The organism is Vibrio sp. PBL-C16 (genome assembly GCF_034321865.1).
GTDB lineage: Bacteria > Pseudomonadota > Gammaproteobacteria > Enterobacterales > Vibrionaceae > Vibrio > Vibrio alginolyticus.
In genome coordinates this window covers 910,357-933,834 of record NZ_JAXLNY010000001.1, presented here as the reverse complement: position 1 = coordinate 933,834, position 23,478 = coordinate 910,357, and the positions used below count along the sequence as shown (strand labels likewise).

Annotated in this window: 22 protein-coding genes and 2 pseudogenes; 9 read left to right on the top strand and 15 right to left on the bottom strand. The window is 44.7% G+C overall.

What is annotated here, in order from left to right:
* Positions 1–45: 45 nt before the first annotated feature.
* From UQW94_RS03965 to UQW94_RS03945, 5 genes and pseudogenes are all read left to right on the top strand, one after another.
* Positions 46–909 (top strand): annotated as a pseudogene (locus tag UQW94_RS03965) (aldehyde dehydrogenase family protein); the annotation flags it as partial.
* A gap of 142 nt (positions 910–1,051) precedes the next feature.
* A pseudogene (locus UQW94_RS03960) lies at positions 1,052–1,213 on the top strand (rubredoxin); the annotation flags it as partial.
* Complete coding sequence (locus tag UQW94_RS03955) at positions 1,202–2,485, top strand: NAD(P)/FAD-dependent oxidoreductase (RefSeq protein ID WP_225495832.1); 1,284 nt, start codon at positions 1,202–1,204, stop codon at positions 2,483–2,485. The pseudogene UQW94_RS03960 and the gene UQW94_RS03955, both read left to right, overlap by 12 nt.
* A 12-nt stretch (positions 2,486–2,497) precedes the next feature.
* Positions 2,498–3,814 carry an NAD(P)/FAD-dependent oxidoreductase gene (locus UQW94_RS03950; RefSeq protein WP_005385877.1) on the top strand — a complete coding sequence of 439 codons (1,317 nt, stop codon included), beginning with the start codon at positions 2,498–2,500 and terminating at the stop codon, positions 3,812–3,814.
* On the top strand, positions 3,811–4,161 hold the full coding sequence (locus tag UQW94_RS03945) for an ethanolamine utilization protein EutQ (RefSeq protein ID WP_005385875.1): 351 nt from the start codon (positions 3,811–3,813) through the stop codon (positions 4,159–4,161). Before UQW94_RS03950 ends, UQW94_RS03945 begins: the two co-directional genes overlap by 4 nt.
* Positions 4,162–4,387: 226 nt before the next feature.
* Here UQW94_RS03945 and azu read toward each other — a convergent pair whose 3' ends face one another.
* From azu to norR, 4 genes are all read right to left on the bottom strand, one after another.
* A complete protein-coding gene (gene azu / locus UQW94_RS03940; RefSeq protein ID WP_005375211.1) occupies positions 4,388–4,840 on the bottom strand; it encodes an azurin in 453 nt (150 codons plus the stop codon).
* A 335-nt stretch (positions 4,841–5,175) separates the two neighbouring features.
* The gene (locus tag UQW94_RS03935) at positions 5,176–5,826 is read right to left on the bottom strand and encodes an HAD family hydrolase (RefSeq protein ID WP_005385872.1); all 651 of its coding nucleotides are present in this window, start codon (positions 5,824–5,826) and stop codon (positions 5,176–5,178) included.
* A 267-nt stretch (positions 5,827–6,093) separates the two neighbouring features.
* Positions 6,094–6,612 (bottom strand): hypothetical protein, encoded by a 519-nt coding sequence (locus tag UQW94_RS03930; RefSeq protein ID WP_005375218.1) that lies wholly within the window; start codon positions 6,610–6,612, stop codon positions 6,094–6,096.
* 398 nt (positions 6,613–7,010) lie between these two features.
* Positions 7,011–8,543 carry a nitric oxide reductase transcriptional regulator NorR gene (norR, locus tag UQW94_RS03925; protein WP_322142013.1) on the bottom strand — a complete coding sequence of 511 codons (1,533 nt, stop codon included), beginning with the start codon at positions 8,541–8,543 and terminating at the stop codon, positions 7,011–7,013.
* A gap of 190 nt (positions 8,544–8,733) precedes the next feature.
* On the opposite strand from norR, the gene norV reads away from it, so the two are divergent.
* The 4 genes from norV (at position 8,734) to UQW94_RS03905 (ending at position 12,839) form a co-directional block, all read left to right on the top strand.
* Positions 8,734–10,236: an anaerobic nitric oxide reductase flavorubredoxin gene (norV, locus tag UQW94_RS03920; RefSeq protein WP_213897542.1), complete on the top strand. Its 1,503-nt coding sequence runs from the start codon at positions 8,734–8,736 to the stop codon at positions 10,234–10,236.
* A gap of 10 nt (positions 10,237–10,246) precedes the next feature.
* Positions 10,247–11,395 carry an NADH:flavorubredoxin reductase NorW gene (gene norW, locus UQW94_RS03915; protein WP_161441255.1) on the top strand — a complete coding sequence of 383 codons (1,149 nt, stop codon included), beginning with the start codon at positions 10,247–10,249 and terminating at the stop codon, positions 11,393–11,395.
* 42 nt (positions 11,396–11,437) lie between these two features.
* Positions 11,438–11,776, top strand: coding sequence for a DUF1971 domain-containing protein (locus UQW94_RS03910; RefSeq protein ID WP_225496357.1), 339 nt, complete (start codon positions 11,438–11,440; stop codon positions 11,774–11,776).
* 184 nt (positions 11,777–11,960) lie between these two features.
* Positions 11,961–12,839, top strand: coding sequence for an NAD(P)-dependent oxidoreductase (locus UQW94_RS03905; protein ID WP_017821261.1), 879 nt, complete (start codon positions 11,961–11,963; stop codon positions 12,837–12,839).
* A gap of 194 nt (positions 12,840–13,033) precedes the next feature.
* On the opposite strand, the gene UQW94_RS03900 is transcribed toward UQW94_RS03905, so the two are convergent.
* The 11 genes from UQW94_RS03900 to UQW94_RS03850 form a co-directional block, all read right to left on the bottom strand.
* Positions 13,034–14,473, bottom strand: coding sequence for a catalase (locus tag UQW94_RS03900; protein WP_205391386.1), 1,440 nt, complete (start codon positions 14,471–14,473; stop codon positions 13,034–13,036).
* A gap of 290 nt (positions 14,474–14,763) precedes the next feature.
* Complete coding sequence (locus UQW94_RS03895; protein WP_222711954.1) at positions 14,764–15,381, bottom strand: glutathione S-transferase family protein; 618 nt, start codon at positions 15,379–15,381, stop codon at positions 14,764–14,766.
* A gap of 14 nt (positions 15,382–15,395) precedes the next feature.
* Positions 15,396–16,430, bottom strand: coding sequence for an NADP-dependent oxidoreductase (locus tag UQW94_RS03890; RefSeq protein WP_005375239.1), 1,035 nt, complete (start codon positions 16,428–16,430; stop codon positions 15,396–15,398).
* Between the two features lie 151 nt (positions 16,431–16,581).
* A complete protein-coding gene (locus UQW94_RS03885; RefSeq protein WP_005385858.1) occupies positions 16,582–17,181 on the bottom strand; it encodes a TetR/AcrR family transcriptional regulator in 600 nt (199 codons plus the stop codon).
* A 50-nt stretch (positions 17,182–17,231) separates the two neighbouring features.
* The gene (gene yqfB, locus UQW94_RS03880; RefSeq protein ID WP_206953498.1) at positions 17,232–17,552 is read right to left on the bottom strand and encodes a N(4)-acetylcytidine aminohydrolase; all 321 of its coding nucleotides are present in this window, start codon (positions 17,550–17,552) and stop codon (positions 17,232–17,234) included.
* Positions 17,553–17,619: 67 nt separating this feature from the next.
* Positions 17,620–18,015, bottom strand: coding sequence for a VanZ family protein (locus UQW94_RS03875; RefSeq protein WP_213903453.1), 396 nt, complete (start codon positions 18,013–18,015; stop codon positions 17,620–17,622).
* A 2-nt stretch (positions 18,016–18,017) separates the two neighbouring features.
* Positions 18,018–19,325: an oligosaccharide flippase family protein gene (locus UQW94_RS03870; protein WP_258469939.1), complete on the bottom strand. Its 1,308-nt coding sequence runs from the start codon at positions 19,323–19,325 to the stop codon at positions 18,018–18,020.
* A gap of 8 nt (positions 19,326–19,333) precedes the next feature.
* Complete coding sequence (locus tag UQW94_RS03865; RefSeq protein WP_005385852.1) at positions 19,334–20,365, bottom strand: glycosyltransferase family 4 protein; 1,032 nt, start codon at positions 20,363–20,365, stop codon at positions 19,334–19,336.
* Positions 20,362–21,195, bottom strand: coding sequence for a putative capsular polysaccharide synthesis family protein (locus UQW94_RS03860; protein WP_005375258.1), 834 nt, complete (start codon positions 21,193–21,195; stop codon positions 20,362–20,364). The genes UQW94_RS03865 and UQW94_RS03860 overlap by 4 nt, the downstream gene beginning before the upstream one ends.
* 15 nt (positions 21,196–21,210) lie before the next feature.
* The gene (locus tag UQW94_RS03855; RefSeq protein WP_322142012.1) at positions 21,211–22,458 is read right to left on the bottom strand and encodes an O-antigen ligase family protein; all 1,248 of its coding nucleotides are present in this window, start codon (positions 22,456–22,458) and stop codon (positions 21,211–21,213) included.
* A complete protein-coding gene (locus tag UQW94_RS03850; protein ID WP_322142011.1) occupies positions 22,424–23,476 on the bottom strand; it encodes a glycosyltransferase in 1,053 nt (350 codons plus the stop codon). The genes UQW94_RS03855 and UQW94_RS03850 overlap by 35 nt, the downstream gene beginning before the upstream one ends.
* Positions 23,477–23,478 lie beyond the last annotated feature (2 nt).

Genomic DNA, 23,478 nt, shown 5'->3' with positions numbered 1-23,478 from the left:
AGTGTCAACCTTATTTAGGACGGAACAGGTAATGTTAAAAAAGCGGGCTTCCCAAAAGGCACGATTAACTTGCTATGTGGCAAAGGCTCAGTCGTTGGCAGTCATTTGGTGCAGCATCAAGACGTTGATCAAATTGTCTTTACGGGTTCTGTACCGACCGGCCAACGCATCCTGCAAGATTCAGCGCAACGCGCCACACCATCTGTGATGGAGCTGGGTGGTAAATCGGCTGCTATCGCACTGAAAGATGTGAGTCTCGAAACACTTTTGAAAAGTGTCCAGGTCGGTATTTTCTTTAACGCTGGTCAAGTGTGCTCGGCAATGTCTCGTTTGCTGATTCAAAAAGAGCGTTATGAAGAAGTAAAAGCGGCGGTAGTGGAAATGGCAAAAAGCCTAACTATTGGCCAAGGCGAGAGCCAACCAGATATCACGCCACTGGTTTCCGCTGATCAGCAAGCACGCGTGCTTGAAATGATAGAACAAGCAAAAGCCGACGGCGCGAACATCCTAACGGGTGGATACGCCCCTGATTTGTCGGGTTACTTTGTGGCACCGACGGTGATTGAAGCCTCACCAGATATGCGTATTGCTCAAGAAGAAGTGTTTGGTCCTGTACTGGTGATTACACCGTTCGAAACCGAGCAAGAAGCTGTCGCGATCGCCAATGGAACAGACTTTGGCCTTGTCGCAGGCGTATTTGGTGAGAACTTAAATCAGACGTTACGCGTTGCGCAGCAACTTCGTGGTGGGCAAGTGTTCATCAACGAATGGTTCGCTGGTGGCATTGAAACACCATTTGGTGGTGTAGGGTTATCTGGCTTCGGCCGAGAGAAAGGACAAGAAGCGATATATAGCTATGTCCAGACACGCAATATTGCCATTCGTTTGCAGCAAGACAGCAACGTATAGCCACCGTGTAACTGTATTTTCATCACCTCGTACCGGCTTGGACTTCAGACCACAAGCTAGGGCGAGGTTGATGGAATCACAACAAATCTGACAACGGTTTGTAAACACGGAAATTCTGAACAAGGTAGTTGGAGTATAAGTGATGAGAAAGTGGCTCTGTATTATTTGCGGCTTAATCTATGATGAAGCACAAGGTTGGCCATCCGATGGCATTGCACCAGGAACAGCATGGGAAGATGTACCGGATGACTGGTTATGTCCTGACTGTTTAGTGGGTAAGGCCGATTTTGAAATGATCGAAATTACCGACGATGCGCCACTAGAAGAGGTTGCAGCGGTGTCTTCGGTGTCGGTAGAAGCGTCTGTTCAGCCAAATACTGCTCAGCCTCTTCCATCTGAAGTTACTCAACCTGTATTCTCAAATGACCCTATCGTTATCATCGGTAGTGGCTACAGTGGTTACCAGTTGGCGGCGGCACTTAGAGCGCAATCTGAGACGGTTCCGATCACTGTCTTTACCGCTGATGATGGCGCTCTGTACAGCAAACCAGCTTTGTCTAATGCACTGGTCATGAATAAAGACGGCGACGCGCTACAAAGTGAGAGCGCGTTGGAGTGGGAAAGCCGTCTCAATATCCGAGTTTACCCGCATACCCGTGTTGAACAGATCGATCGTGCCAATTCAACGTTACATACCTCCATCGGTAAATACGCCTACAGCCGCTTGGTACTGGCAACAGGTGCATCACCGATTGAAATCCCAATTGAGGGCGATCGCTCTTGGGTTATGAGTGTGAACGACTTAGTTGATTACCGCCGTTTCAGAGCGGAGCTGCAAGACAAAAAGCGCATCGCGATCCTAGGTGATGGCTTAATTGGCTGTGAGTTCGCAAATGATCTGATCGAAAGCGGTTATGAAGTAACAGTTATCGGGTTGGGTCAATGGCCAATGGAGCGTTTGATCCCGCAACAGTTGGGTGAATCATTACAAAGCGCACTTGCCGATCGAGGCGTGCAATGGGCTCTACAAGACAGTATCACCAGAATCGAACCAAGGTCGGAATCTAGTGCGGTTTTACATCTAAACAGTGGCAAGCAGATTGAAGCAGACCTAGTGCTAAGCGCGGTTGGACTCAAACCAAATGTTTCTCTGGCTGAGCGCGCGGGGCTCGAAGTGGGCCGCGGCATTAAAGTGAATCAATTCGGCCAGACGAGTGATGAGAGTATTTACTCGCTAGGCGACTGTGTTGAAACGGAGCAAGGTTGGCAGCCGTATATTGCGCCGATTAATCAAATGATTCCTTCCGTAGCGAAAAGCTTGCTAGGTGATATTACGCCTACCTCTTTAACACCAACTCCAGTGATTGTAAAAACGCCGATTCTTCCACTCACGATTTTCCCGGTAGCCGCTGAAGAACAGGGACAATGGTACATCGAGAACCAAGCAGATGAATTGACCGCTGCGTTTTATTCACCAGAAGGAGCAATGCTCGGTTTTGCGTTGCTAGGAAGAAAAGTACAGTCATTACGCGGCCCTTGGCTAGATCAATTGTCATTGAAACTGTCAGCAGCGTAGCGGAGAAAAAAGATGATTCATTTACCCAATGATGACGTGACGTGTGGTTGGTATCATGCGTTGCCAAGTATTCCAGAAAAATCGGCGTTAAAAGGTAAACAAAGTGCTGACTATGCCGTGTTAGGTGCCGGTTTCGCAGGCCTAGCTATGGCAAGACGTTTAGCTGAACTTATGCCTAATGCACGAATTATACTGATTGATGCGCAACGTATCGGCCAAGGGGCTTCAGGAAGAAATTCGGGCTTTGTTATCGATTTGCCTCATAAGTTTTCACTTGAGCATCCCGACCCTGAGCACAAGCAAAAGTTATTATCACTCAACCGTTCTGCGATTGCTCAGCTAAACACTTTAGTGTCGAAGCACAGTATTTCTTGTCAGTGGTCAGCAAAGGGCAAATATCAAGGAGCCGTAGGGGCGCGCGGTGAAGCATATCTCGATCACTTTGAGCACCTAATGAAAGACCTTGGCGAACCATACTTCCATGTTAATGGCAGTGAGCTTGCGAAAGTCTTAGGGACAAATTACTACAGCCGCGCAATTTACACGCCAGGTGGTTATTTAATGCAACCTGCTGCTCTGGTGCGTGGGCTAGGGGAAAGCCTTCCAGAGAATGTCGAGGTGTTAGAAAACTCGCCAATCCGCAAGCTCAGTAAAGAAAACGGTTGCTGGGTATTACATGGAGATAGTGGCTCTGTTGAAACCCCTGAACTGCTGCTTGGGACCAGCATTTTTACTCGGGAGTTTGGTTATCTTAAAAACAGACTACTTCCAGTGATGACGTTTGCAAGCTGGACGCGTCCATTAACCGACGCAGAAATGCAACGATACGGAGGTGAGCTGAATTGGGGGTTAACTCCAGCTGATCATGCGGGAACGACGTTACGTATGACCGCCGATCGACGTATTTTGATCCGCAATACTTACAAACACGTGCCGAAATATGGCTCAAGCATGAACGATAAAGTCAGAGAACAAATTCGCGACGATCATCGTCAGGTCTTTCTGGCGCGTTATCCCGAGCTGGCCGACGTACCATTTACTCACACATGGGGTGGGGTGTATGCCATCTCTCGTAACTTTACTAACTTTTTCGGTCAATTAGATGAAGGTGTTTATGCCAGCGCTTGTGACAATGGTGTTGGTGCTGCGTGGGGAACCATTTCTGGAACACTGTTAGCTGACTATGTCGTTGGTGCGACATCTAAATCATTGGATGACATACAGCAAGTGACAGGAATGCCTTGTTTGAATCCGCCAGAGCCTTTTTTAGGTTTGGGAGTAAAAACGCGTATCCAATTAGCAAAATGGCAAAGCCGGAGTGAATTATGAAGCAAGTCAAACTTGTTGATAGTAAAAGTCTAGATTTCAATGTTCGTGGTGATACGCCGGGAATGGCGTATGTTGCCAGGGCGTTAAGCCCAGAAATTTCACCAAACATTGGTGTAGGCTTTGCTAAATGGGAAGGCGCTAAAGTGGCTTGGACAGTGCTTTATGATGAAGTTGTTTTTGTGATTGAAGGCTGTTTTGAGCTGACCGCAAATGGTGAGACACATTTTGTGCACCCAGGTCAGATGCTTTGGATACCGGAAGGAACTGAATTGGTTTATGGTGGGCATGCTCTGTTCGGCTATGTGGTTCATCCAGGAAACTGGAAAGAGTTACATGGTATTGAATGACTTTTATCATTTAGTAGTGTCTCGGAAAGGCAAAACAAAAATCCGATTTTTACCCATGAGTTTTCGTAAAAGAACTTAATCTCAATGGAGCAAGGGTTTCTTACTTGCTATGTTTCTTGGTCACGTTTCCAGACGTGTTAGACCTTTCTCAATTGCTATTTTATCTATCAAAAAGGGAAGCCTTGGCTTCCCTATAATGAGTCTTCTTTTGGCTTGGCTAAATCTTTTATTTTAGCTCAAATTTACCCTGCATGATTGCCCAGTGACCCGGGAATGAACAGAAGAATGAATAGTCACCGCCGGCTTTCATTTTCTCAGTACTGAACGTAATGCTGGTGCTTTCACCGCCACCAATTACTTTTGTGTGAGCGTAGACGCGATCATCATTTGGTTTTACGTAGTTATTTTCTGCTCCAGCTGCCATGCCATCAGTACCGACTGCTTGTAGGTTGGCTGTGTCAGAGATGACCACGTTGTGACCCATCGATTGCGCTGGCATCTTACCTGTGTGATTCAGCGTCAGTTTTACCTCTTTACAAGTGGCTGGTACGCTCAATGTTTTAGTAGAAAACTGCATCATATCGTTAGCATCTAATGACACTTCACACTCGGCACTGGCTTGGGCACCAAAGCTCATTCCGACTAATGCGAAGGTTGTTGCTAATAAACGTAAAGACATATAACACTCTCCATTTTGTATTTTAGGCTGACTTGGATTGATCTTATCCAATAGTTCTCATTATCAGCCAATTTTCACTCCAAAAACGTGCTTCAATCGGTATATTGACGTTTTGTTGCAAGCTTGTACTGGTCAGTTCCGCTATTTGATCACTCAAATACCTTATTTCATGCGATTGCGTGAGTTAAATCAAAAGTCGTGATTAGCCAGAGTTAAGGTGAAATTAATCTCGCTAAACGGGTGGAAGAATCGTTTGGTTTTAAGGTATTGGAGAGGTTTCGAGAAAGAAGCTCAGCTAAATTGCTGAGCTTCTAGAGAACAGATGACAAGTAAACCTAGCGAGTTTGTTTTAACGTGTGCAACACATCATGCAGTGAAGGTGCGACAGTATGGCCTAATTGCTTTATTTCGTCACAAGGCTCAACCAGATCAGGAATTTGATAAGTGATCATGTTCGCTGCTACCGCAGCACGTACGCCATTATTTGAATCTTCAAAGGCGAGACATTTGGTTGGATCTACGCTTAGACGACTTGCTGCAAGCAGGTAGATCTCTGGATCAGGTTTGCCGTGTGACACTTCACAGCCTGTCGTTAAGTTGTCGAAATACTTGCTTAGGCCCGCTAACTCCAACTTCTTCTGTGCCACTTCTTTTGCTGTAGAAGTGGCGACTGCAATTGGCAACCCTTGGCCTTTCAACCACTCAAGCAGCTCAATCACCCCTTCTTTTACCGGTATAGCTTGGTGCTTAACCACAGCGTCGTAACGGTCGCGCCACTCTTGGTGTAAGCGGTCAAGATCATCCCCATAAGCTTTACGAAAAATCACTTCAATGCCCGCTGCATTGCGACCAATGATTGAAAGGTAAACATCTTTATAGAAGGGTAGGTTCTGGGCTTCACATGCTTCTTGGAAAATATGCATACAGACGCGCTCAGTATCAAGGAGCAAACCATCCATATCAAAAATAGCAGCTTGGTAGTTCATTACATTAAGACTTTTTGGTTGGGATGGAGCATTTTGACACAAGCAGATCGGTTTTTCTTCTAAAAATTAGAACTTGATTTTGATCCTATGAGTTCACATTGCCTCTGAACACACTATACACAGAGTCTATAAATTAGGTGTGAAATATAATGTTTTTAAAATTATAAAATTCAGTTAAATAGATAAAACTCTATCTTAATATAAGCTAGAGTTTTATTAATATTCTATTGTTATTTTAACTATTGGATAATTTATTAATAGTTAAAATTAATAATAAAATAATACCAAATCACGATTGTTTACGACTGCATGAGTGTACCAGCTCTTGACTTCAGATATTTGTTGCTCTGATAAGCCTCCGAAGTCAACGTTATCTTGGTGAATATCTTGATTTTTTATCATAAAAACAACAGGGAAATCGTCAGGGAATGGGAATTTTATAGGATAATCGGTATTAGTGAATGGAATATCGCAGAAATCGTTTACATCGCAAGGATACCAAGAGTTATTGGATAAGTAATAACCAGTTATCTTACATATAGCTTCAAGCAAGTAAGCATAGGCGTAACCCAAGTGACTGTATTTTATCTCTTCAGACAACATTTGCATAAGAAGCTCTTCAGCTCGGATGCTTTCGCCACTACTTTCCAGCATTTCATTAATCACTTTAAAGGAGTCTTGACACCTTTCCATGATGGCTTTTTCTAGCTCTGGATTACGCTCATTCTTTAGTACGTTAAAAACCTTTTCAGTATCTAATGAATATACTGTCGCCCCATATCCCATATTTTTATTCTCCTCACTTTTATACAGTTAAATTCATTTAAGTGTTTTTATCGAAGGGATTATATTTTGATGTTTTTTGAAGGTAAAGTGTATACATAGAGGTTGTATTTATTATGATGAACTTTGAAAGTTTAGATTCTTAAAATAAATACTATATATTTAATTTTATTAGATCTGGCTCATAAAAATACCTTAACTATTATTGTGTTTATTGTTAAGGGTTATTAAATCTGTGAGGTGGTTCAAGACAATAAAATTTAGAAGAAAATACCGTCAAACTTAGGTGGCTATTCTATCTGAGCACTCAGCTCACTACTTATAGTGGGCTGAGTGAGCGGTTGGGCATCGGCTCTTTATTTGGCGATGAATATGCCATATTAGGTGATATTCGTTAGTGTCTATTTTATCGCCAGCCGTTTTGCTAATCGGTGCAAATTGCCGTTATCTAATTCAAGCTGACGTGCCGTTGCTGCCCAGTTGCCTTGGTTTTTTTCCAGAGCTCGAACAATCATCGCTTTTTGGAAGGCGTCTGTGGCAGGCTTTAATCCGCCTTCTGGTAGCTCAAGCCGAGATTTTTGTTCCGTTTTTTCAACGTTCTTGATGTTCTGATTCGGCGTTCGAATATCAAAATCTTGCTCAACTAACTCAATGTCCATGGCGTGAGTACGCGCCTTTGCCAAAACACCAGCACGTTTAATGACATGTTCAAGCTCTCGCACGTTGCCTGGCCATGAATAGTCTTTGAGTGCCTGCACCAAAGTGGGAGACAAACGAATGCTGTTCAATCCCAATTTGCTTCTTAAGCGTTCGGCGAAAAAGCCCGCTAACAACACCACATCGTCTTCACGTTCACGAAGAGGTGGAACATGAAGCGGGAAGACGCTTAGGCGGTGATATAAGTCGGCTCGGAAGCGACCAGCAGTCACTTCTTCATGCAATATACGGTTAGTTGCGGCGACAATGCGTGTGTTGACTCGAATATGGCGGTCATCACCCACACGTTGAATGTCTCCATATTGTAGAGCTCGAAGTAACTTGGCTTGCAGCTCTAACGACAGTTCGCCGACTTCATCCAAAAACAGTGTGCCGCCATCGGCTTGTTCGAACTTACCTTTACGATTGCTGATCGCGCCCGTAAATGCGCCTTTGATATGTCCGAACAACTCGCTTTCCGCGACTGATTCGGGCAGCGCCGCACAGTTGAGGTAAACCAAGGTATTGTTAGAGCGGCTAGAGCGATGGTGAATAGCGCTGGCAACCAACTCTTTACCTACGCCCGTTTCTCCCATCACTAGCACAGACAATTCCGTATCGGCGACTGCATCAATCTGCTCTTGAAGATTCTTCATCCCCTTAGAGTTGCCAATGATTTCATTACTTAAGGTGCGTTTCTCGGCGTAAGAGTCGCGTGGCAGGCTCGCTTGTGTCTCGAGCTGTTCTAGTAGGAGTGCAGTGTGCAAGCCACCTGCTGCCAATGCGCTGACAAAACGTAACTCTTGGTTGCGTAGCCCATGAAATTGGTTGGGATCGAAGGCGTCAATCGTAATGGCACCAATCAGTTGATCGTCGATCAGTAGAGGTAAACCAATGCAGGAATGGACATGCAGTTTGTCATCGTGGTTTGGAATCAAGCCGTCGTATGGATCAGGTAAGTCGCTGTCAGAGGGAAAGCGCACGATGTCGCCTGCTCGGGCAATGGCTTCTAATCTTGGGTGCTGCTCAATGGAGAAACGGCGTCCAAGCACTTCTTTCGCCAATCCATTGATTGCTAAAGGTTTAAAGTGCTGGTCTTCATACAAAAGAAGGGCAGAAGAGTCACACTTCAATACATCTCGAATCGTGGTTAACAACGTATCGAAGCGAGCCTGTTGAGTGAGCGCCGAGTTAAGGTCTTGCGTGATGTGTAGCCATTGCGCGATTAAAGAAGTCATAGCCAATACCGATTGTGTCAATATGACTATTGTAGTGTCTTAATGACAATTTTCAACTGTGTCTAAATGACACTTGTCAAAGTTGGATTTTAATTAAGATATTGAAATGTATAGTAATTAAAAGTTGGCGCGCCCAGTGCAATACAAGAAGAAATTATTTTTGTTTATCCCGTCATTCAAGGTAGTAATTATGACAATTCACGTAAAAAACAACATCCACTGGGTAGGTCAACGCGATTGGGAAGTTCAAGACTTCCACGGTACAGAATACAAAATGACAAAAGGTACCAGCTACAACAGTTATCTAATTCGTGAAGAGAAAACCGTATTGATTGATACGGTCGATCATCGATTCAGTCAACAATTCATCCAAAATTTAGAGATGGAAATCGACCTTAAGTCTATCGACTTTATCGTGGTAAACCATGCAGAGGAAGATCACTCAGGCGCATTGTCGGCATTAATGGAGAAGATTCCGAACACGCCAATTTACTGTACAGAAGCGGCGATTGATTCGATTGTGGGTCATCACCACCATCCTGAGTGGAACTTCAAAACCGTAAAAACGGGCGACAGCATCGATATTGGTAACGGTAAGCAATTGGTCTTCGTGGAAGCGCCGATGCTGCATTGGCCAGACAGCATGATGACTTACCTAACTGGCGATGCAGTGTTATTCAGCAATGACGCATTTGGTCAGCACTACTGCGATGAACGCCTGTTCAATGATGAGGTGGATCAAAATGAGTTGATGGAACAGTGTTTGCGTTACTACTCAAACATCCTAACGCCATTCAGCAGCTTGGTAACCGCTAAAATCAAAGAAGTGCTGAGTTTCAATTTGCCTGTCGACATGATCGCAACGTCACACGGTATTGTATGGCGCGATAATCCGGTTCAAATCATCGAGCAATACTTGGCGTGGGCAGACAATTATCAAGAAGATCGCATTACGATTTTCTACGATTCTATGTCAAATAACACCCGAATGATGGCAGATGCAATCGCGCAAGGCATTCACGATGTCGATCCTAGTGTGGCGGTCAAAGTCTTTAATGTCTCTAAGCACGATAAGAATGAAATTCTCGCCAACGTATTCCGCTCAAAAGGCATCTTGGTTGGTTCGTCTACCATGAACAACGTCATGATGCCGAAGATCGCAGGCATGCTAGAAGAAATTACCGGTCTGCGCTTTAAGGCGAAGAAAGCCGCTGCATTCGGTAGCTACGGGTGGAATGGTGGCGCGGTGGATCGTATCCATGCTCGATTGACCGACGCAGGTTTTGAAACCGCAGTGAGCTTGAAAACCAAATGGCGACCAGATGGTAAAGCGATGCGTGAATGTCGCGAACATGGTCAAAACATCGCGAAATTGTGGGCAAAGCATGATCTGACAAGTCCTGTTCTTGCTCCGGCGATTGCTGCGTCTGCGCCACAAGTTCAATCACAACCCGCTGCGCCAGCGACAACACAGGCGGTAGTAGATGCTGCTCCTAGCAACCCTAGTACTGAGGCGCATCCTGCAGATTGTCAATGCATGGTTTGTACGGTTTGTAATTGGGTATACGACCCAGCTAAAGGCGAGCCTAATCAAGGCGTTGAACCGGGCACGGCATGGTCTGAAGTGCCAGATTACTTCTTGTGCCCAGAATGCCATTTGGGTAAAGACGTCTTTGTCGAATACAACGGGTAAGGGGGCGAATATGCAAGCACCTATTGTGATTATTGGTAGCGGCTTTGCGGCTTACCAATTGGTGAAAACAGTGCGTCGAATGGACGCACATATTCCGCTGCAAGTGTTTACTGCTGATGATGGCGCGGAATACAACAAGCCCGATTTGAGTCATGTATTCAGCAACAAGCAAACCGCCCGAGACTTGGTAGTTAAAAGTGGTGAGGCGTTTGCACAGGAACACAACATCGAACTGTTCGCCCATACCAAGGTTGAGCATGTCGACGTGCAAGCTCAGCAAGTGGTCGCCAAAGGCCAAACCTATCCTTATTCCAAACTGGTGTTTGCGACAGGCGCGAAAGCCTTTGTGCCACCAATATCTGGCGATGCAGCACCTGAGGTGATAACGCTAAACTCGCTACAAGAATATCAATTAGCGGAAGAGCAAATTAGCCGTGCGAAACGAATTCTAGTAATGGGTGGTGGTTTGATCGGCGTCGAGATCGCCATGGATCTCGCAACCAGTGGTAAAGCCGTTACGGTGGTTGAGCCAAATCCCCGTTTGCTCGCTAACTTGATTCCTGAATTTGTTGCATTACCGCTGGAGAATCAACTTAAGCAGCAAGGTATTCAACTTGCTTTGGAGACTGGAGTTGTCGCGATCAATCACTCGGAAGATTCGCTGGTGGCAAGCTTGAGCAAAGGTAAGGAAATCGAAGCCGATGTAGTGATTTCAGCGGCGGGTTTACGTGCAAACACTTGGTTAGCGAAGGCTTGTGGGGTGAGTGTCAATAAAGGCATCGAGGTAGATGCCCGATTACAGACATCAGCAGCCAATGTATTTGCATTAGGCGATTGTGCTGAGATCCAAGGTCGAATGATGCCGTACCTCCAACCGATCGTGCTAAGTGCCAATGCTTTGGGCAAACAACTACTGGGGCAAGAAGCAGAGTTGAAACTACCGCCTATGATGGTAAAGGTCAAAACGCCGAGCTACCCAATTCAATTGGCAGGCGATTTTAGCTCGGTGACGAACTGGAGCGTGCAGATTTCTCAAACTGGCATTGCCGCGAAAGCAGAAGATGAAAATAGCCGACTCATGGGCTTCGTCGTGACGGGAGAACAAGTTACGCAAGCATTTCCACTACTCCGAGAGTTGTCTCAAGCCGCTCAGGCTTAACCGATTTTAACGAAAAAAATTGTAATTAGAGAGGGTATCATTATGTCGCATCTAAGAATTCCTAAAGACTGGACTGTTCAACGTTCAACGCCTTTCTTCACTAAAGACAGTGTGCCACCAGCGCTACTGACTCATCATAATACCGCTGAGGGAGTGTTTGGACAGCTGTGCGTCATGGAAGGGCAAGTGACTTACTACGGCTTTGCTGATGAAAATGCCACAGAAGCAGAAGTAGTGGTGGTGATTAATGCAGGCCAGTTTGCTACAAGCCCACCGCAGTACTGGCACCGTATTGAGATGAGCGATGATGCTCAGTTCAACATCAATTTCTGGTCGAACAAAGATAAGAGTGGGCAAGCGATGTTCCACGCTAAGCAGTAGTAAACCTTTTTAAGTGCTTTGACTGTTATGCTAATCGTCAAGTAAAGGGGTGTAGAAGGCGCAATAAACGAACTGAAATACTGGATCATTGAGACCGTGGAAAGAGAAATCACGAGTAATGATTTCAATTCTTTAGTAGCATGTTACGAAACATTTCAGTCAGGTGAACTAAGGGAAGCGTGCAATGGAAAAACAACGAGTAGCATTTATTGGTCTGGGTGTGATGGGATACCCAATGGCTGGTTACCTAAGTAAAGCGGGCTTTGAAACCAAAGTATACAACCGCACAAAAGCGAAAGCCGACAAATGGGCTGAAGAATACCAAGGCGTGGCTTGTGAAACACCACGTGAAGCGGCAGAAGGCTGTGACATTGTTTTTACCTGTGTGGGTAATGATGATGACGTTCGTAGCGTTGTTTACGGTGAAGAAGGCATTCTGGTTGGCTTGAAAGCGGATGCAGTGTTAGTGGACCACACAACGACTTCTGCAGACCTAGCGGTTGAGTTGGCTGAAGCGTGTGTTAAGTATGGTAATCACTTCATTGATGCGCCAGTTTCTGGTGGTCAAGCGGGCGCAGAAAATGGTGTTCTAACCATCATGTGTGGTGGTGAACAAAGCATTTTTGACCGTGTGTCTCCGGCGATGGATGTGTACGCGAAGCAGATGACGCTACTGGGTGAAAACGGTCAGGGTCAACGCTGTAAGATGGTAAACCAAATCTGTATTGGTGGCGTTTTACAAGGCCTGAGTGAAGCTTTGCTGCTGGCACAAAAATCAGGCTTGGACATTGCTCAAGTTGTAGAAACACTTAAGCATGGCGCTGCAGGTTCTTGGCAGATGGAAAACCGCGCAAATACGATGGCTGAAGACAAGTTCGATTTTGGCTTCGCTATTGATTGGATGCGCAAAGACTTAGGTTTCTGTCTGCAAGAAGCTGAGCGAGTGGGTCTAGAACTTCCACTGACTAAGAAAGTGGATGAGCAATACGCAGACCTTCAACGTGATGGTTTAGGTCGCATGGATACATCAGTACTGATCAAAGCGGTAGCTAAAAATCAGTAGTTGATGAATCAGTAATAGATAAACAGTTCTTTGGTATCAAAGAGCTTAAAGAAATCTAAGTTAATCATAATGAATCACCTTGAGCATGTTTTGTGACTTGTGATTAAGGATTAGTGATTTGAAATCAGGAGGTGCTGTAGAGTACCTCCTTTTTTCGTCTTTAAATCACACAGTGTAATGATTGCAGCGTTCGCTTACTTGTTTAAGCCTAGTGCAATTTCAAGACCTTTGCCGTACGCTTCGTCCGCTTCGTATGCGTGTTGAACGTGGCGCTGTTGGATGAACTCTGGCACACCGTCCATTGCGCGAGCTGTGTTATCGAACAGAGTTTGACGTTGCTCTTCGCTCATCAGACGGAATAGGTCACCCGCTTGGCTGAAGTAGTCTTCGTCTACACGATGATCGTAGTGATCAGCGTTGCCATTGATGCGTAGAGGTGGCTCAGAGTAATCTGGTTGCTCTGCCCATTCTTGTTTGTAGTTTGGCTCGTAACCCAGTGTTGAACCAAAGTTGCCATCAACGCGCATTGCGCCATCACGGTGGTAGCTGTGAACAGGGCAACGAGGTGCGTTCACTGGGATTTGATGATGGTTCACACCTAGACGGTAACGCTGAGCATCGCCGTAAGCGAACAGACGACCTTGTAGCATTTTATCTGGAGAGAAGCCGATACCAGGTACGACTGCAGCTGGGTTGAACGCTGATTGCTCAACTTCTGCGTAGAAGTTTTCTGGGTTACGGTTCAGTTCGAACTCGCCAACTGGGATCAGTGGGTAGTCTTTTTGAGACCATATACGTGTTAGGTCGAATGGGTTGAAGTTGACTTCATCCGCTTCTAGCTCAGGCATGATCTGTACGTACATCTTCCATTTAGGGAAGTCTTGACGCTCAATCGCTTCGTAAAGGTCACGGTGATGGCTTTCGCGGTCTTTACCTACGATTGCTTCTGCTTCTTGGTCAGTTAGGTTTTTGATGCCTTGCTGAGTTTTGAAGTGGAATTTCACCCAGTAACGCTCGTTTTCTGCGTTGATGAAGCTGAATGTGTGGCTACCAAAACCATGCATATGACGGTAAGAAGCGGGGATACCACGGTCACTCATTACGATAGTCACTTGGTGGAATGCTTCTGGTAGTGATGTCCAGAAATCCCAGTTGTTGGTAGAGCTACGCATGTTAGTGCGAGGGTCGCGTTTTACTGCGTGGTTTAGGTCTGGGAATTTTAGTGGGTCACGTAGGAAGAATACTGGTGTGTTGTTACCAACCAAGTCCCAGTTACCTTCTTCAGTGTAGAATTTTAGTGCGAAACCACGGATGTCACGTTCTGCGTCTGCTGCACCGCGCTCACCAGCTACGGTAGTGAAGCGAGCGAATAGTTCTGTTTTTTTGCCGATGTCAGAGAAGATCTTAGCGCGCGTGTACTTTGTGATGTCGTGCGTTACTGTGAACGTACCGTAAGCACCAGAACCTTTTGCGTGCATACGACGCTCAGGGATCACTTCGCGGTCAAAGTGTGCCAATTTTTCAAGGAACCAAACGTCTTGTAATAGTTGAGGGCCACGAGGACCTGCAGTCATAACGTTTTGGTTATGTGCGACAGGGCAACCTGCTGCTGTAGTCAATTTCTTGTTTGTCATTTTTCTTCCCCCTCCAGGGCTCAATACCTTAGAAACTGTAGAGGAGGTTATTACGGAAAAGCTGGGGGAGAAAACTGATATTGCTTATCAATTCAATAGATGGTGACTATGGTCGAAACTATATTAGAATCAGAAATTTACTACATTAGCTTGATTGACATAACAATCGACGTTCTCGAATGCGATTGACTGGGGGGAGCGCTATCCAGTTAGCGTGTCTGCGATGCTAGTAATATCGCCCCTTAAATGAAGTTTTACGTGTCATCAAAGGGGCGAAAGGGGGGAAGTAATTAAGAGTACTCCACTTCAAGTTGTTCAGCTTTTGCAAATGCTGGGTGTGTCGCGAGCTGTTTCCCATAACGTTCAATATTAGGGAAGTGATTAACTAAACCAAACTTTTGAACCAATTCGACAATGAAAGACATCATGATGTCAGCGCCAGTCAGACGCTCTTCTACTAGGTAAGTTTTGCCTTCTAAGGATTGCTCGAAGTAGCCTAGTACATTCATTGCTTCCTTGTCGGCATAGCCTGATAAAAACTGAGTTTCATTTGGCTCTTTGCTTACGAAGATTTTTAGCAGCATAGGTAAAATTGCGGAGCTTTCTGCAAAGTGCATCCATTGCAAATATTCTGTGTGTGCTTTTGTACCGCGCTCAGGAGCAAAGGCTCCGTCACTGTATTTCTCAATCAAATATTCGGTCATTGCACCTGACTCAATGATAATCTCGCCGTTATCTTCAAGAACAGGTGACTTTCCTAATGGGTGAACACTTTTTAGTTCTGGCGGTGCCATGAAGGTCACGGAATCACGGACATAGGGTACAATTTCGTAATTTACATCTAGCTCTTCAAGTAACCAAATGATGCGCTTTGAACGAGACTGATTGAGGTGGTGAAGTTTAATCATTTACATATCCCTTTTTATAATGGGTCGTTAATCTGTACTACAAGTTTGCCGAAATTCTTACCTTCCAACAGACCGATGAATGCTTCTGGCGCATTATCCAGTCCTTGTACTAGATGTTCGCGGTATTGGATCTTTCCTTCTGCCAACCATTGATTAATATCTTGCGCAAATTCACCGTAACGATGTCCGTAATCATCAAAAATGATGAAGCCCTGCACCTTGATTCGTTTGGTCAGGAGCTTACCCATTAGCAATGGAAGGTGGTCGGTACCTTCAGGCAGCTCTGTCGCGTTGTACTGAGAAATCAAACCACAAAGTGGGATACGCGCATTTGTATTCAGAAGTGGCATTACAGCCTCGAATACTTTGCCACCTACGTTTTCGAAGTAAACATCAATACCTTTGTCACAGGCATTTTTCAGTTGTTCTGCAAAGTCTTCAGCTTTGTGATCAATACACTCATCGAAGCCAAGCACCTCTTTAGCGTAACGGCATTTTTCTTCTCCGCCTGCTATACCAACAACTCGGCAACCTTTGATTTTACCAATTTGACCAACTGTTGCGCCTACAGGCCCCGTAGCAGCTGCTACCACGATGGTCTCCCCTGGTTTTGGCTGACCAATGTCGAGTAAACCCATGTACGCGGTAAATCCTGGCATACCTGCAACGCCTAACGCGTAAGAAGGGTTTTGCGGTTCTTTACCAAGTTTAATGACCATCTCACCAGTTGAGATAGCGTAGTCTTGCCAGCCAACAGTGTAGGCAAGAACCCATTCACCTGCTTCGTAATCTGGGTGGTTTGATGTTTCTACCTGACAAACTGTACCACCGACCATTACGTCATCAATTGCAACAGGGTCAGCGTATGATTCGGCATCACTCATGCGACCACGCATGTATGGATCTAGAGATAAATAAACCGTTCTCAATAGCATTTCACCCTCTTTCGGAGTCGGTTTCGTTACCTCTTCTAAACGAAAGTTTTCTTGTGTCGGTGCACCATGGGGACGTGACGCGAGTACGATTCTGCGATTTGTTGCGTTAGTCATATCTATCTCACTTGTTGATTAGACCGGTCGTCTAGTATTTGTTTCAAAATATCCCGCTTATTTAAAGCGGGAAGGTTTACTGTGTTAACACTGACGCTTTTTCTGACAGTGAAACGTGTGTAGGGTGTTCATTCTGCTTCCACGCCGCCCATTATGGGCAAGTGCGCGTATTCTGCAGTAAGTGTTGAGTATAGGTCAGACTTTGCGTCAATGCTGCCTGATCTTGATAAAGTTTGTTCAGCAAGCTAGCGCCATTCCAAAGGTAGTATATCTGCCTTGCTAATAACGCACTGTCACCATTGGGGATTGAGCCATCTTGAATGCCGATGTCAATGCAATCCGCTATCGCTTGAATGGTTTTGTCTGCTCCTTGGCGTAATGCCAAGCGCATTGACTCTGAGAGATCGGAGACTTCTGCACTTAACTTAACCAATAAACATTTGTTCGCATTACACACGTCGTCTTCTACTTTGACCATTTCTTCGAAATAGCTCATTAGGCGTTGGTAGCCACTCAGTTCAGTATTGGTAAAGCGTGCGTTTAAACGCTCAAAATACTTAGTAAAGTAGTCTTGAATCATCGCTTCACCAAATTGTTCTTTGGACTTGAAGTAATGATAAAACGAGCCTTTTGGCACTGCGGCCTTTTTTAATAGCTCTGAAAGACCAACACTCGTGAACCCTCGGTTTACGATCAACTCGTATCCGACGTCGAGAATATGTTGGCGTGTGTCATTCGTCTTTGCGTTCATGAAGTGTACTATAGAATGAATTAGACCAGTCGTCTAGCCTTTGTTGTGGGTTATTTAATCAGCTCATACTCAATAACAAATAGCGTGTCGGTATTTGGGTAGATTTCTCGAATTAACTGCTTGAGTTTTGGTAGTTCGATGGCTTCTTGTTCTGCATGAAACTCATTAATATCTTCAAAGTGAAGTGGTTCTACAGAACGTATCTTGATATCGCAGACTTTACGATTCGTTTCTAAGGTAAAAACTTCGACTTCTGTATTGGGAACGTAATGGCTTTCTGATTCATCTCGAATCGTTATCGTCTTTTTGCCTGACGTGATCAACGGGGTTAAGAATTCAAAAAAAGTTATCTTGGTTGGATGAGATGGCATGATGTACTCGTTAGTCTGGTTGTTTGGCGTAATTATATACCCAAATCCCCCAGAGATTCCTGTATTACTAGAACGATCGAGTGCGGATGAAGCGAATTAACTTGGCACTAAAGTAACCTGAGATTACGCCTATCCAGTTGGTGCTGAGATCATCAAAACTAAATGATCGATTTGGAATAAAAAGTTGGCTCATTTCTTCCATTGAAACGATAGCCAACAGCAGTAGCAAAAGACGAATCCCAAAAACGTCGGTTTTATTCGAGCTCACCAGAGAAGGGAACGTGAAGACCGATAAAAAGCCGATCAATAAACTGAAAGTAAAGTGAAGCGTACTTGATCCGCCTAAGTAGGTTTCCATTTGTAGGTAAGCAGTATGGTGTAGGTCAGAGCTTTTCCACAAAGAGAGTGAAGCGGTTAGCATCAGGACTAAAAAAAAGCTCGTGCGTGCCAGTATTAAAGCCATAATTAACCTATTGGAAAGAAGCCTAAGTAACGTTTTACAAAGTACAGTGCAGCTAAATTCTGGATAGCCATGCCAATTGCCATTGCCCACGCTGCACCAATCACCCCAAACATTTGGCAAAGCGTAACAAGTAGGCAGATGGACACCGTACCGGAGGAAATTGTAATGTATTTCATGGTTCTCTCATGACCGCTCATTAATAATAAAAACCCTACTGAACCAGTCGCAACATTGACTAACTGCCCCAGAGAAAGGACGACTAATAGTGGCGCCGCGGCGAGAAACTCCTCACCAAAAAACTTCATTACAAACTCGGGGAAGAGGGTGCAAATAATTACGGGTACAATCGCTAAACCAACATTGGCTCGGCACGCCAAGCGGCTCAGATTCTGCAGTTTGAGCATTTGACGCTCTTTGTAGAGAGAGGCAAACATCGGGGCGACCACAAAGTTAATGGTAATCAGCACGAAGCCAATCAGTAGTGATGTGCGTTGGGCTGCGGCTAACAAACCGATTTCCGCTGTTGAGATAAAAAAGCCCGCAATAACAAGGCTTCCCCATTGAAGAACATTCGTGAAGATACTGCCAACCCAGACTTGCTTGGCAGAAGAGACCATTTTTTTGTTTAGTACGAAAGCCGATGTTTGATATTGATCTGAGCCAAGCCAATTGGCACTAGATATGACCGCGACACCTATGCTCGCTAAAAGCAGTGCGGTCATTAGATTGTTGATATTTTGCTGACCGATATAGTCTAGGGCAAAGACAAAAATGACCATCAACATGCTTACCCCAAGCTGCAACGCAAACAGAGATGATACGACTTTTCTACATGCTTGAAGCACCCGACTGTTGGTTTGCGCAAGCACCAAGAAAGGTATGCAAAGCAAGCATAAAATAATCGCATACATTGGTGATTGAGTCTGGTTTAGCTGCTCTGGAAACAGATTAAACCCTGCCAACAAAACGCCTATGGCGAGCAAGCAAAATGCCATACTTCGATAAAGTGCGGTTTTATAGTTTTGGCTTTGTTCAAGCTTCTCTTTGTTATTAAAAGCGATCGCATTGTAACGAACTAACGAGACATCAAAACCTAGCTGAGAAACGATAGCGAGTAGCGAGACTAGGTTGAATAAAAAGAAAAATTGACCGGCCGTCGAAGCGTCACTGGTCTTCGATACAATCAGAGTCAGTAAAAAAGCAAATAGCGCACTCAACACACGCGTGATTGCGGTTTTTAATCCAGTAGATAACAAGCTTTTTTTACCGCTGGGCATCAACAGTAATTTTTGTTGAACAGTGTGAAACATAGGGGCATTTAACCGTAAATATTATTGAGTGCGAGGCGCTGTTTTTCTTCACTGAAGGCATCGTTTAATTCTGCTGTATATTGGCGAAAATCGATCTCTTCATAATGATTGACACAATGCGCGATCTGCTTGGCCATTTCTTCAGGTGTGAGCGCTAAAAACGGGTAGTTGAGATCTTTGGTTGCGCCGATGGTCCGAATAACCATAGGAAGATGTAACTTGGATGCTTCTAGAATGGTTAACGGCATCCCTTCCCATGCTGCAGTATGTAGATAAAGGTCTGAACCCTTGAGCTTTTCAACTACCTCATCGCGAGGCAGCATGCCCGTTACATCCACATTTTCAGTGCGTAATTTCTGTTCGAGTACGTGGTCACCGCCACCTATCCATGTGATCTCTATCGGGCGGTTAAGCGCATACCGATTAAGGAACTGCAATGTGCTGATAAGAAACTGAGGATCTTTTTGAGGCGCGACACGACCAAGTACAACGAGCTTCAGCGCTTCTTGCTTGTTTCGCTCTATACGATCTTCACTTTGATAAGACACGTAGTTGTTGAGCAGTTCGGCACGTTTCGCACCAATGCTAATGGCTAGGTCACATTCTCGTTGGCTACAGCCTGCAACCACATCAATTTTGCTCAGTTTTACTTTCTCTAGTGCTTTATAGATCTGGCGTGCAAGCTCTGAGATATCTTCACGTTCGAAGGCATAACAGTGCGGTGTGTAAACCAAGCGTGCCTTGCCAAGCTTTAGAAATCGGCCGAGAAATCCTGCTTTACTCGAGTGCAAATGAACGACGTCGGGACCAAGTGATGCAATCATGTGGTTTGCATCGCGAATAAATTGAAGCAAGCCGCCTTCTACCCACTTTGTCTGTACGAAAATGTGGTGGTTGTTCTCATTGGTCAAGTCGTTTTCTCGGGCTCTGGCTAGCAAGAAATGCTGATAAGGCTCGTCTCTGGATGAGTGAACATAACTATAGAGGGCGGTTTGAACGCCACCTCCAAATGCTTCTGTAACATGGAGCACTTTCTTCATGATGATTTTGTCCCTGGTGTTTGCATCCATTTGTGTTTAAAAGCATCACGCTCTTGCTCTGAATAAACGTGGCGATACAAGGGAAGATCGTACATATAGAACAGTTTTGAGAAGTCGTAGTGATTCTTAAAGTGTTGGTGGATATTGGAGTACCACTTGTTTTTCGCTTCGTTGCTGTTTTTCAGCACGAAGTCTTGCAACTCAAGAAACTCACCGATTTCTTTATCAAGAGAACTGAGCTGTTCGCATTTGATTAGCATGACGTTGGCCTGATCGTTCTGGAATGTGAAGAAAGGTTGAGTGTTGTCCAGCTCTTGGCGCATCACATCGATATTGAAATTACGCTTTAACTCGTTGTCGAACCAGTCCGCAAAATAGTTGAGATTGATATAGTTATCAAAGCAATGCTCGAGGTGCTGATACGTGACTTCCATATCTCGGTGAATTGCATCGTTCTTTTTGCCTTCGATAAATTGCAAATGGAGATCTTGAAAGAAGCGAGAAAAGACAGTTGCGATTGGATCGCGGACCAGCGTAACGATTTTAATCTGCTCGCGTTTTTGTAAGATACGTTTTCGCTGCTTGAGCACTAAGCGATAGAGTGCGCGGTTTCGGAAGTCGAAGAATTTACTCACGTCTTTTTTATTGTGATACATGTGAAATTCTTCGTGATCATCAAAGGTGTGGATGTGATAGCTCGGGATATTTTTCTCCCCTAGCGTGTGCTCAATTGATGAGGAGCCAACTTTGCCCATTTGGTAAACTAAAACAAAATTATCAGCTTGGAGTTCTCGGTTCTTTTCAAATTGTCGAGAGATTGAATACTTCATCTATCCTATCCTTGATTATTCATATTCGTGGTGATGGTTTACCGGAAAAGTATGAGCAATGGCCCTTGAGTCCTTGCTCATGCTGATCATGACGGGTAACAAGAGTATTAAAATTATGGTGGTGTTTACCGCAACGAAAAACACCATGATGAGGGCGTATATCGCAAGTAATAGGCTTTTTCTGTTTTCATTAAGACTACGGAAGCAAAAGCGAATAAAAAGAAAATAACCACCAAACAGCAGACCGATACCAAGCAATCCGTATTCAATTGCTGTATCTAACACAAAGTTGTGGGTGTAGATCGCAAGCTCATCATAATTAAAGTAACTGATCATAAAGTTGGGTAACATTTTCGCGCCGACACCTAACACTGGGTGTTGAAGTAAAATATCTAGCCCATTGGCAAGTAAAAGTTTTCTATGAAGATTCGATACCCAGCGGGCTTCACTTTGGTTGGCAAATAAGACGTCTTCTTGGGTTATTTCCAATGTGTCTGCTAGCGTTTCAAACCCAACGTAGAGTGTGGTTGTGACGGCAGTAAACACAATAAAGCTTAAGGCTAATAAAATCATCCACGTGTACGTTTCGCTGAGCGATTTTCTCATTAAGTTTTTTACGAGCAGTTGGTCAAAGAAGAAAAGCAGACAAAAACCAAGTAGCGCTTTTCTTTCTTGTGACAACATCAGTAATACTAAAGCTACGAGCATCAAAAGGTGGAAAGCGCGAATTTTATCTCGATAAAGGTACAGTAGTGAGCACAGTACACCGAACCCGTATTTACTTACCCCGAGTAACTTAAACCCGCTTTGATAGCCCTGAGCAAAGTGCCATAAGGCAACGAGCGTACAGATGAAAAACAACAGATACGTGAAATATACCATTACCCGTTCGTCATCAAACACGCCATAGGCGTACATTAGGCTCAGAAGGCACAAAATCGCTAACCATTGCACAGTTTCTATAACTAGCGGCATTAAAGGGACGCGATTTAGCAGACCATTTATGAACACATACCCAGTGAACAATACGAGGAACCCCATACAGGGATGCATGAGTTTTTCAGCTTTTCCTTCCAATACCACTAATGCAGTAAAACCAATAGACAAAAGGCTTGCGATGTCAGATGGGGCTAGCGCTATTCCTCCAGCACGAAACTTCATTGGAATAAAGAACAATACTAATAGGCATGCTGCAAGCAATGAGGCGCGATGGCTCGATGGCGCGGAACTATTTGTTGGCGCAAAGCTGCTGGTAGATTCCATAGTAACCTTCACGAAATTTATCGATGGTGTAGAGAGAGGCCCTATTGACTGAGTATTGACTTGCAGCGTCGTACCGCTCAACACTTTCACACAGCTGGAGGACTTTTTGGCTCAGTTCAGTGGCGTTACCAACTTGAAATAAATATTCGGCACGTCCGGTGACGTCATCCAAACCAGGTACGTCCGATGATAATACGGGTAAGCCTGCTGCCATGGCCTCAACCGCCGCCAAGCCAAAGCCTTCGACGTGCGACGATTGCACGTAAATATCCATGTCGTTCAAAAAGGCTGGAATGTCAGAAACTACGCCATGAAAGTGAACACGTTGCGCGACGTTGATTTTTGTTGCCAATTCTTGCAGTGACGATTTTTTTTCTCCATCTCCCGCAAGGTGGAGTTCGTATCGTCTTGGTAAATGGATAAGTGCTTGGATAAGCGTTTCATGATCTTTATGTTGGTGAAGTCGACCCACCATTCCAATCTTGATAACTGGTTTGTCGATTAGGTGGCTGGCGCATCTTGGCGTCATAGAAAACCTTTTTAAGTCAACGCCATTGTGCACCACGTGATATTTGTGTTGGTAACGAGGCATGAACTTCACCAGTTCATCTTGTACTTTTTCACTAATACTGACCGTCAAGTCGTGGCCCCAATATAAGACGTATTCCATGAACTTAAACAGCGGATAGTCACGTCGACGGTTATAAGAACAGTGCTCAGTCTGGATTCGTTTTTTACCTACCGCCAATAGCGCTAGGTAAATGGAAGGGTAGAGGTGCCCGTGAACGACATCCGGCCAACGCAGCAAAGAGAATTTCTCACTCAATGACAATGTGCGCCAGTTAAAACACTCTATACCTTGGGCAGATAGCATTGGTAAGTAATCATTTTCATCACACAAGACCAAAATTTTGATTTCGTATTCAGGCTTATGTTCTAAAACAAGGTCGACTAAGAACTTCTGAGCACCGCCGTTCTGAGAAAGATCATTAATAATATGTAGAATCTTTGTTTTCATGA

Excerpts from the sequence above, each read along its gene's own strand:
- UQW94_RS03955 (WP_225495832.1), top strand. The coding sequence starts at position 1,202 with ATGATCGAAATTACCGACGATGCGCCACTAGAAGAGGTTGCAGCGGTG.
- UQW94_RS03950 (WP_005385877.1), top strand. The coding sequence starts at position 2,498 with ATGATTCATTTACCCAATGATGACGTGACGTGTGGTTGGTATCATGCG.
- UQW94_RS03945 (WP_005385875.1), top strand. The coding sequence starts at position 3,811 with ATGAAGCAAGTCAAACTTGTTGATAGTAAAAGTCTAGATTTCAATGTT.
- azu (WP_005375211.1), bottom strand. The coding sequence starts at position 4,840 with ATGTCTTTACGTTTATTAGCAACAACCTTCGCATTAGTCGGAATGAGC.
- UQW94_RS03935 (WP_005385872.1), bottom strand. The coding sequence starts at position 5,826 with ATGAACTACCAAGCTGCTATTTTTGATATGGATGGTTTGCTCCTTGAT.
- UQW94_RS03930 (WP_005375218.1), bottom strand. The coding sequence starts at position 6,612 with ATGGGATATGGGGCGACAGTATATTCATTAGATACTGAAAAGGTTTTT.
- norR (WP_322142013.1), bottom strand. The coding sequence starts at position 8,543 with ATGACTTCTTTAATCGCGCAATGGCTACACATCACGCAAGACCTTAAC.
- norV (WP_213897542.1), top strand. The coding sequence starts at position 8,734 with ATGACAATTCACGTAAAAAACAACATCCACTGGGTAGGTCAACGCGAT.
- norW (WP_161441255.1), top strand. The coding sequence starts at position 10,247 with ATGCAAGCACCTATTGTGATTATTGGTAGCGGCTTTGCGGCTTACCAA.
- UQW94_RS03910 (WP_225496357.1), top strand. The coding sequence starts at position 11,438 with ATGTCGCATCTAAGAATTCCTAAAGACTGGACTGTTCAACGTTCAACG.
- UQW94_RS03905 (WP_017821261.1), top strand. The coding sequence starts at position 11,961 with ATGGAAAAACAACGAGTAGCATTTATTGGTCTGGGTGTGATGGGATAC.
- UQW94_RS03900 (WP_205391386.1), bottom strand. The coding sequence starts at position 14,473 with ATGACAAACAAGAAATTGACTACAGCAGCAGGTTGCCCTGTCGCACAT.
- UQW94_RS03895 (WP_222711954.1), bottom strand. The coding sequence starts at position 15,381 with ATGATTAAACTTCACCACCTCAATCAGTCTCGTTCAAAGCGCATCATT.
- UQW94_RS03890 (WP_005375239.1), bottom strand. The coding sequence starts at position 16,430 with ATGACTAACGCAACAAATCGCAGAATCGTACTCGCGTCACGTCCCCAT.
- UQW94_RS03885 (WP_005385858.1), bottom strand. The coding sequence starts at position 17,181 with ATGAACGCAAAGACGAATGACACACGCCAACATATTCTCGACGTCGGA.
- yqfB (WP_206953498.1), bottom strand. The coding sequence starts at position 17,552 with ATGCCATCTCATCCAACCAAGATAACTTTTTTTGAATTCTTAACCCCG.
- UQW94_RS03875 (WP_213903453.1), bottom strand. The coding sequence starts at position 18,015 with ATGGCTTTAATACTGGCACGCACGAGCTTTTTTTTAGTCCTGATGCTA.
- UQW94_RS03870 (WP_258469939.1), bottom strand. The coding sequence starts at position 19,325 with ATGTTTCACACTGTTCAACAAAAATTACTGTTGATGCCCAGCGGTAAA.
- UQW94_RS03865 (WP_005385852.1), bottom strand. The coding sequence starts at position 20,365 with ATGAAGAAAGTGCTCCATGTTACAGAAGCATTTGGAGGTGGCGTTCAA.
- UQW94_RS03860 (WP_005375258.1), bottom strand. The coding sequence starts at position 21,195 with ATGAAGTATTCAATCTCTCGACAATTTGAAAAGAACCGAGAACTCCAA.
- UQW94_RS03855 (WP_322142012.1), bottom strand. The coding sequence starts at position 22,458 with ATGGAATCTACCAGCAGCTTTGCGCCAACAAATAGTTCCGCGCCATCG.
- UQW94_RS03850 (WP_322142011.1), bottom strand. The coding sequence starts at position 23,476 with ATGAAAACAAAGATTCTACATATTATTAATGATCTTTCTCAGAACGGC.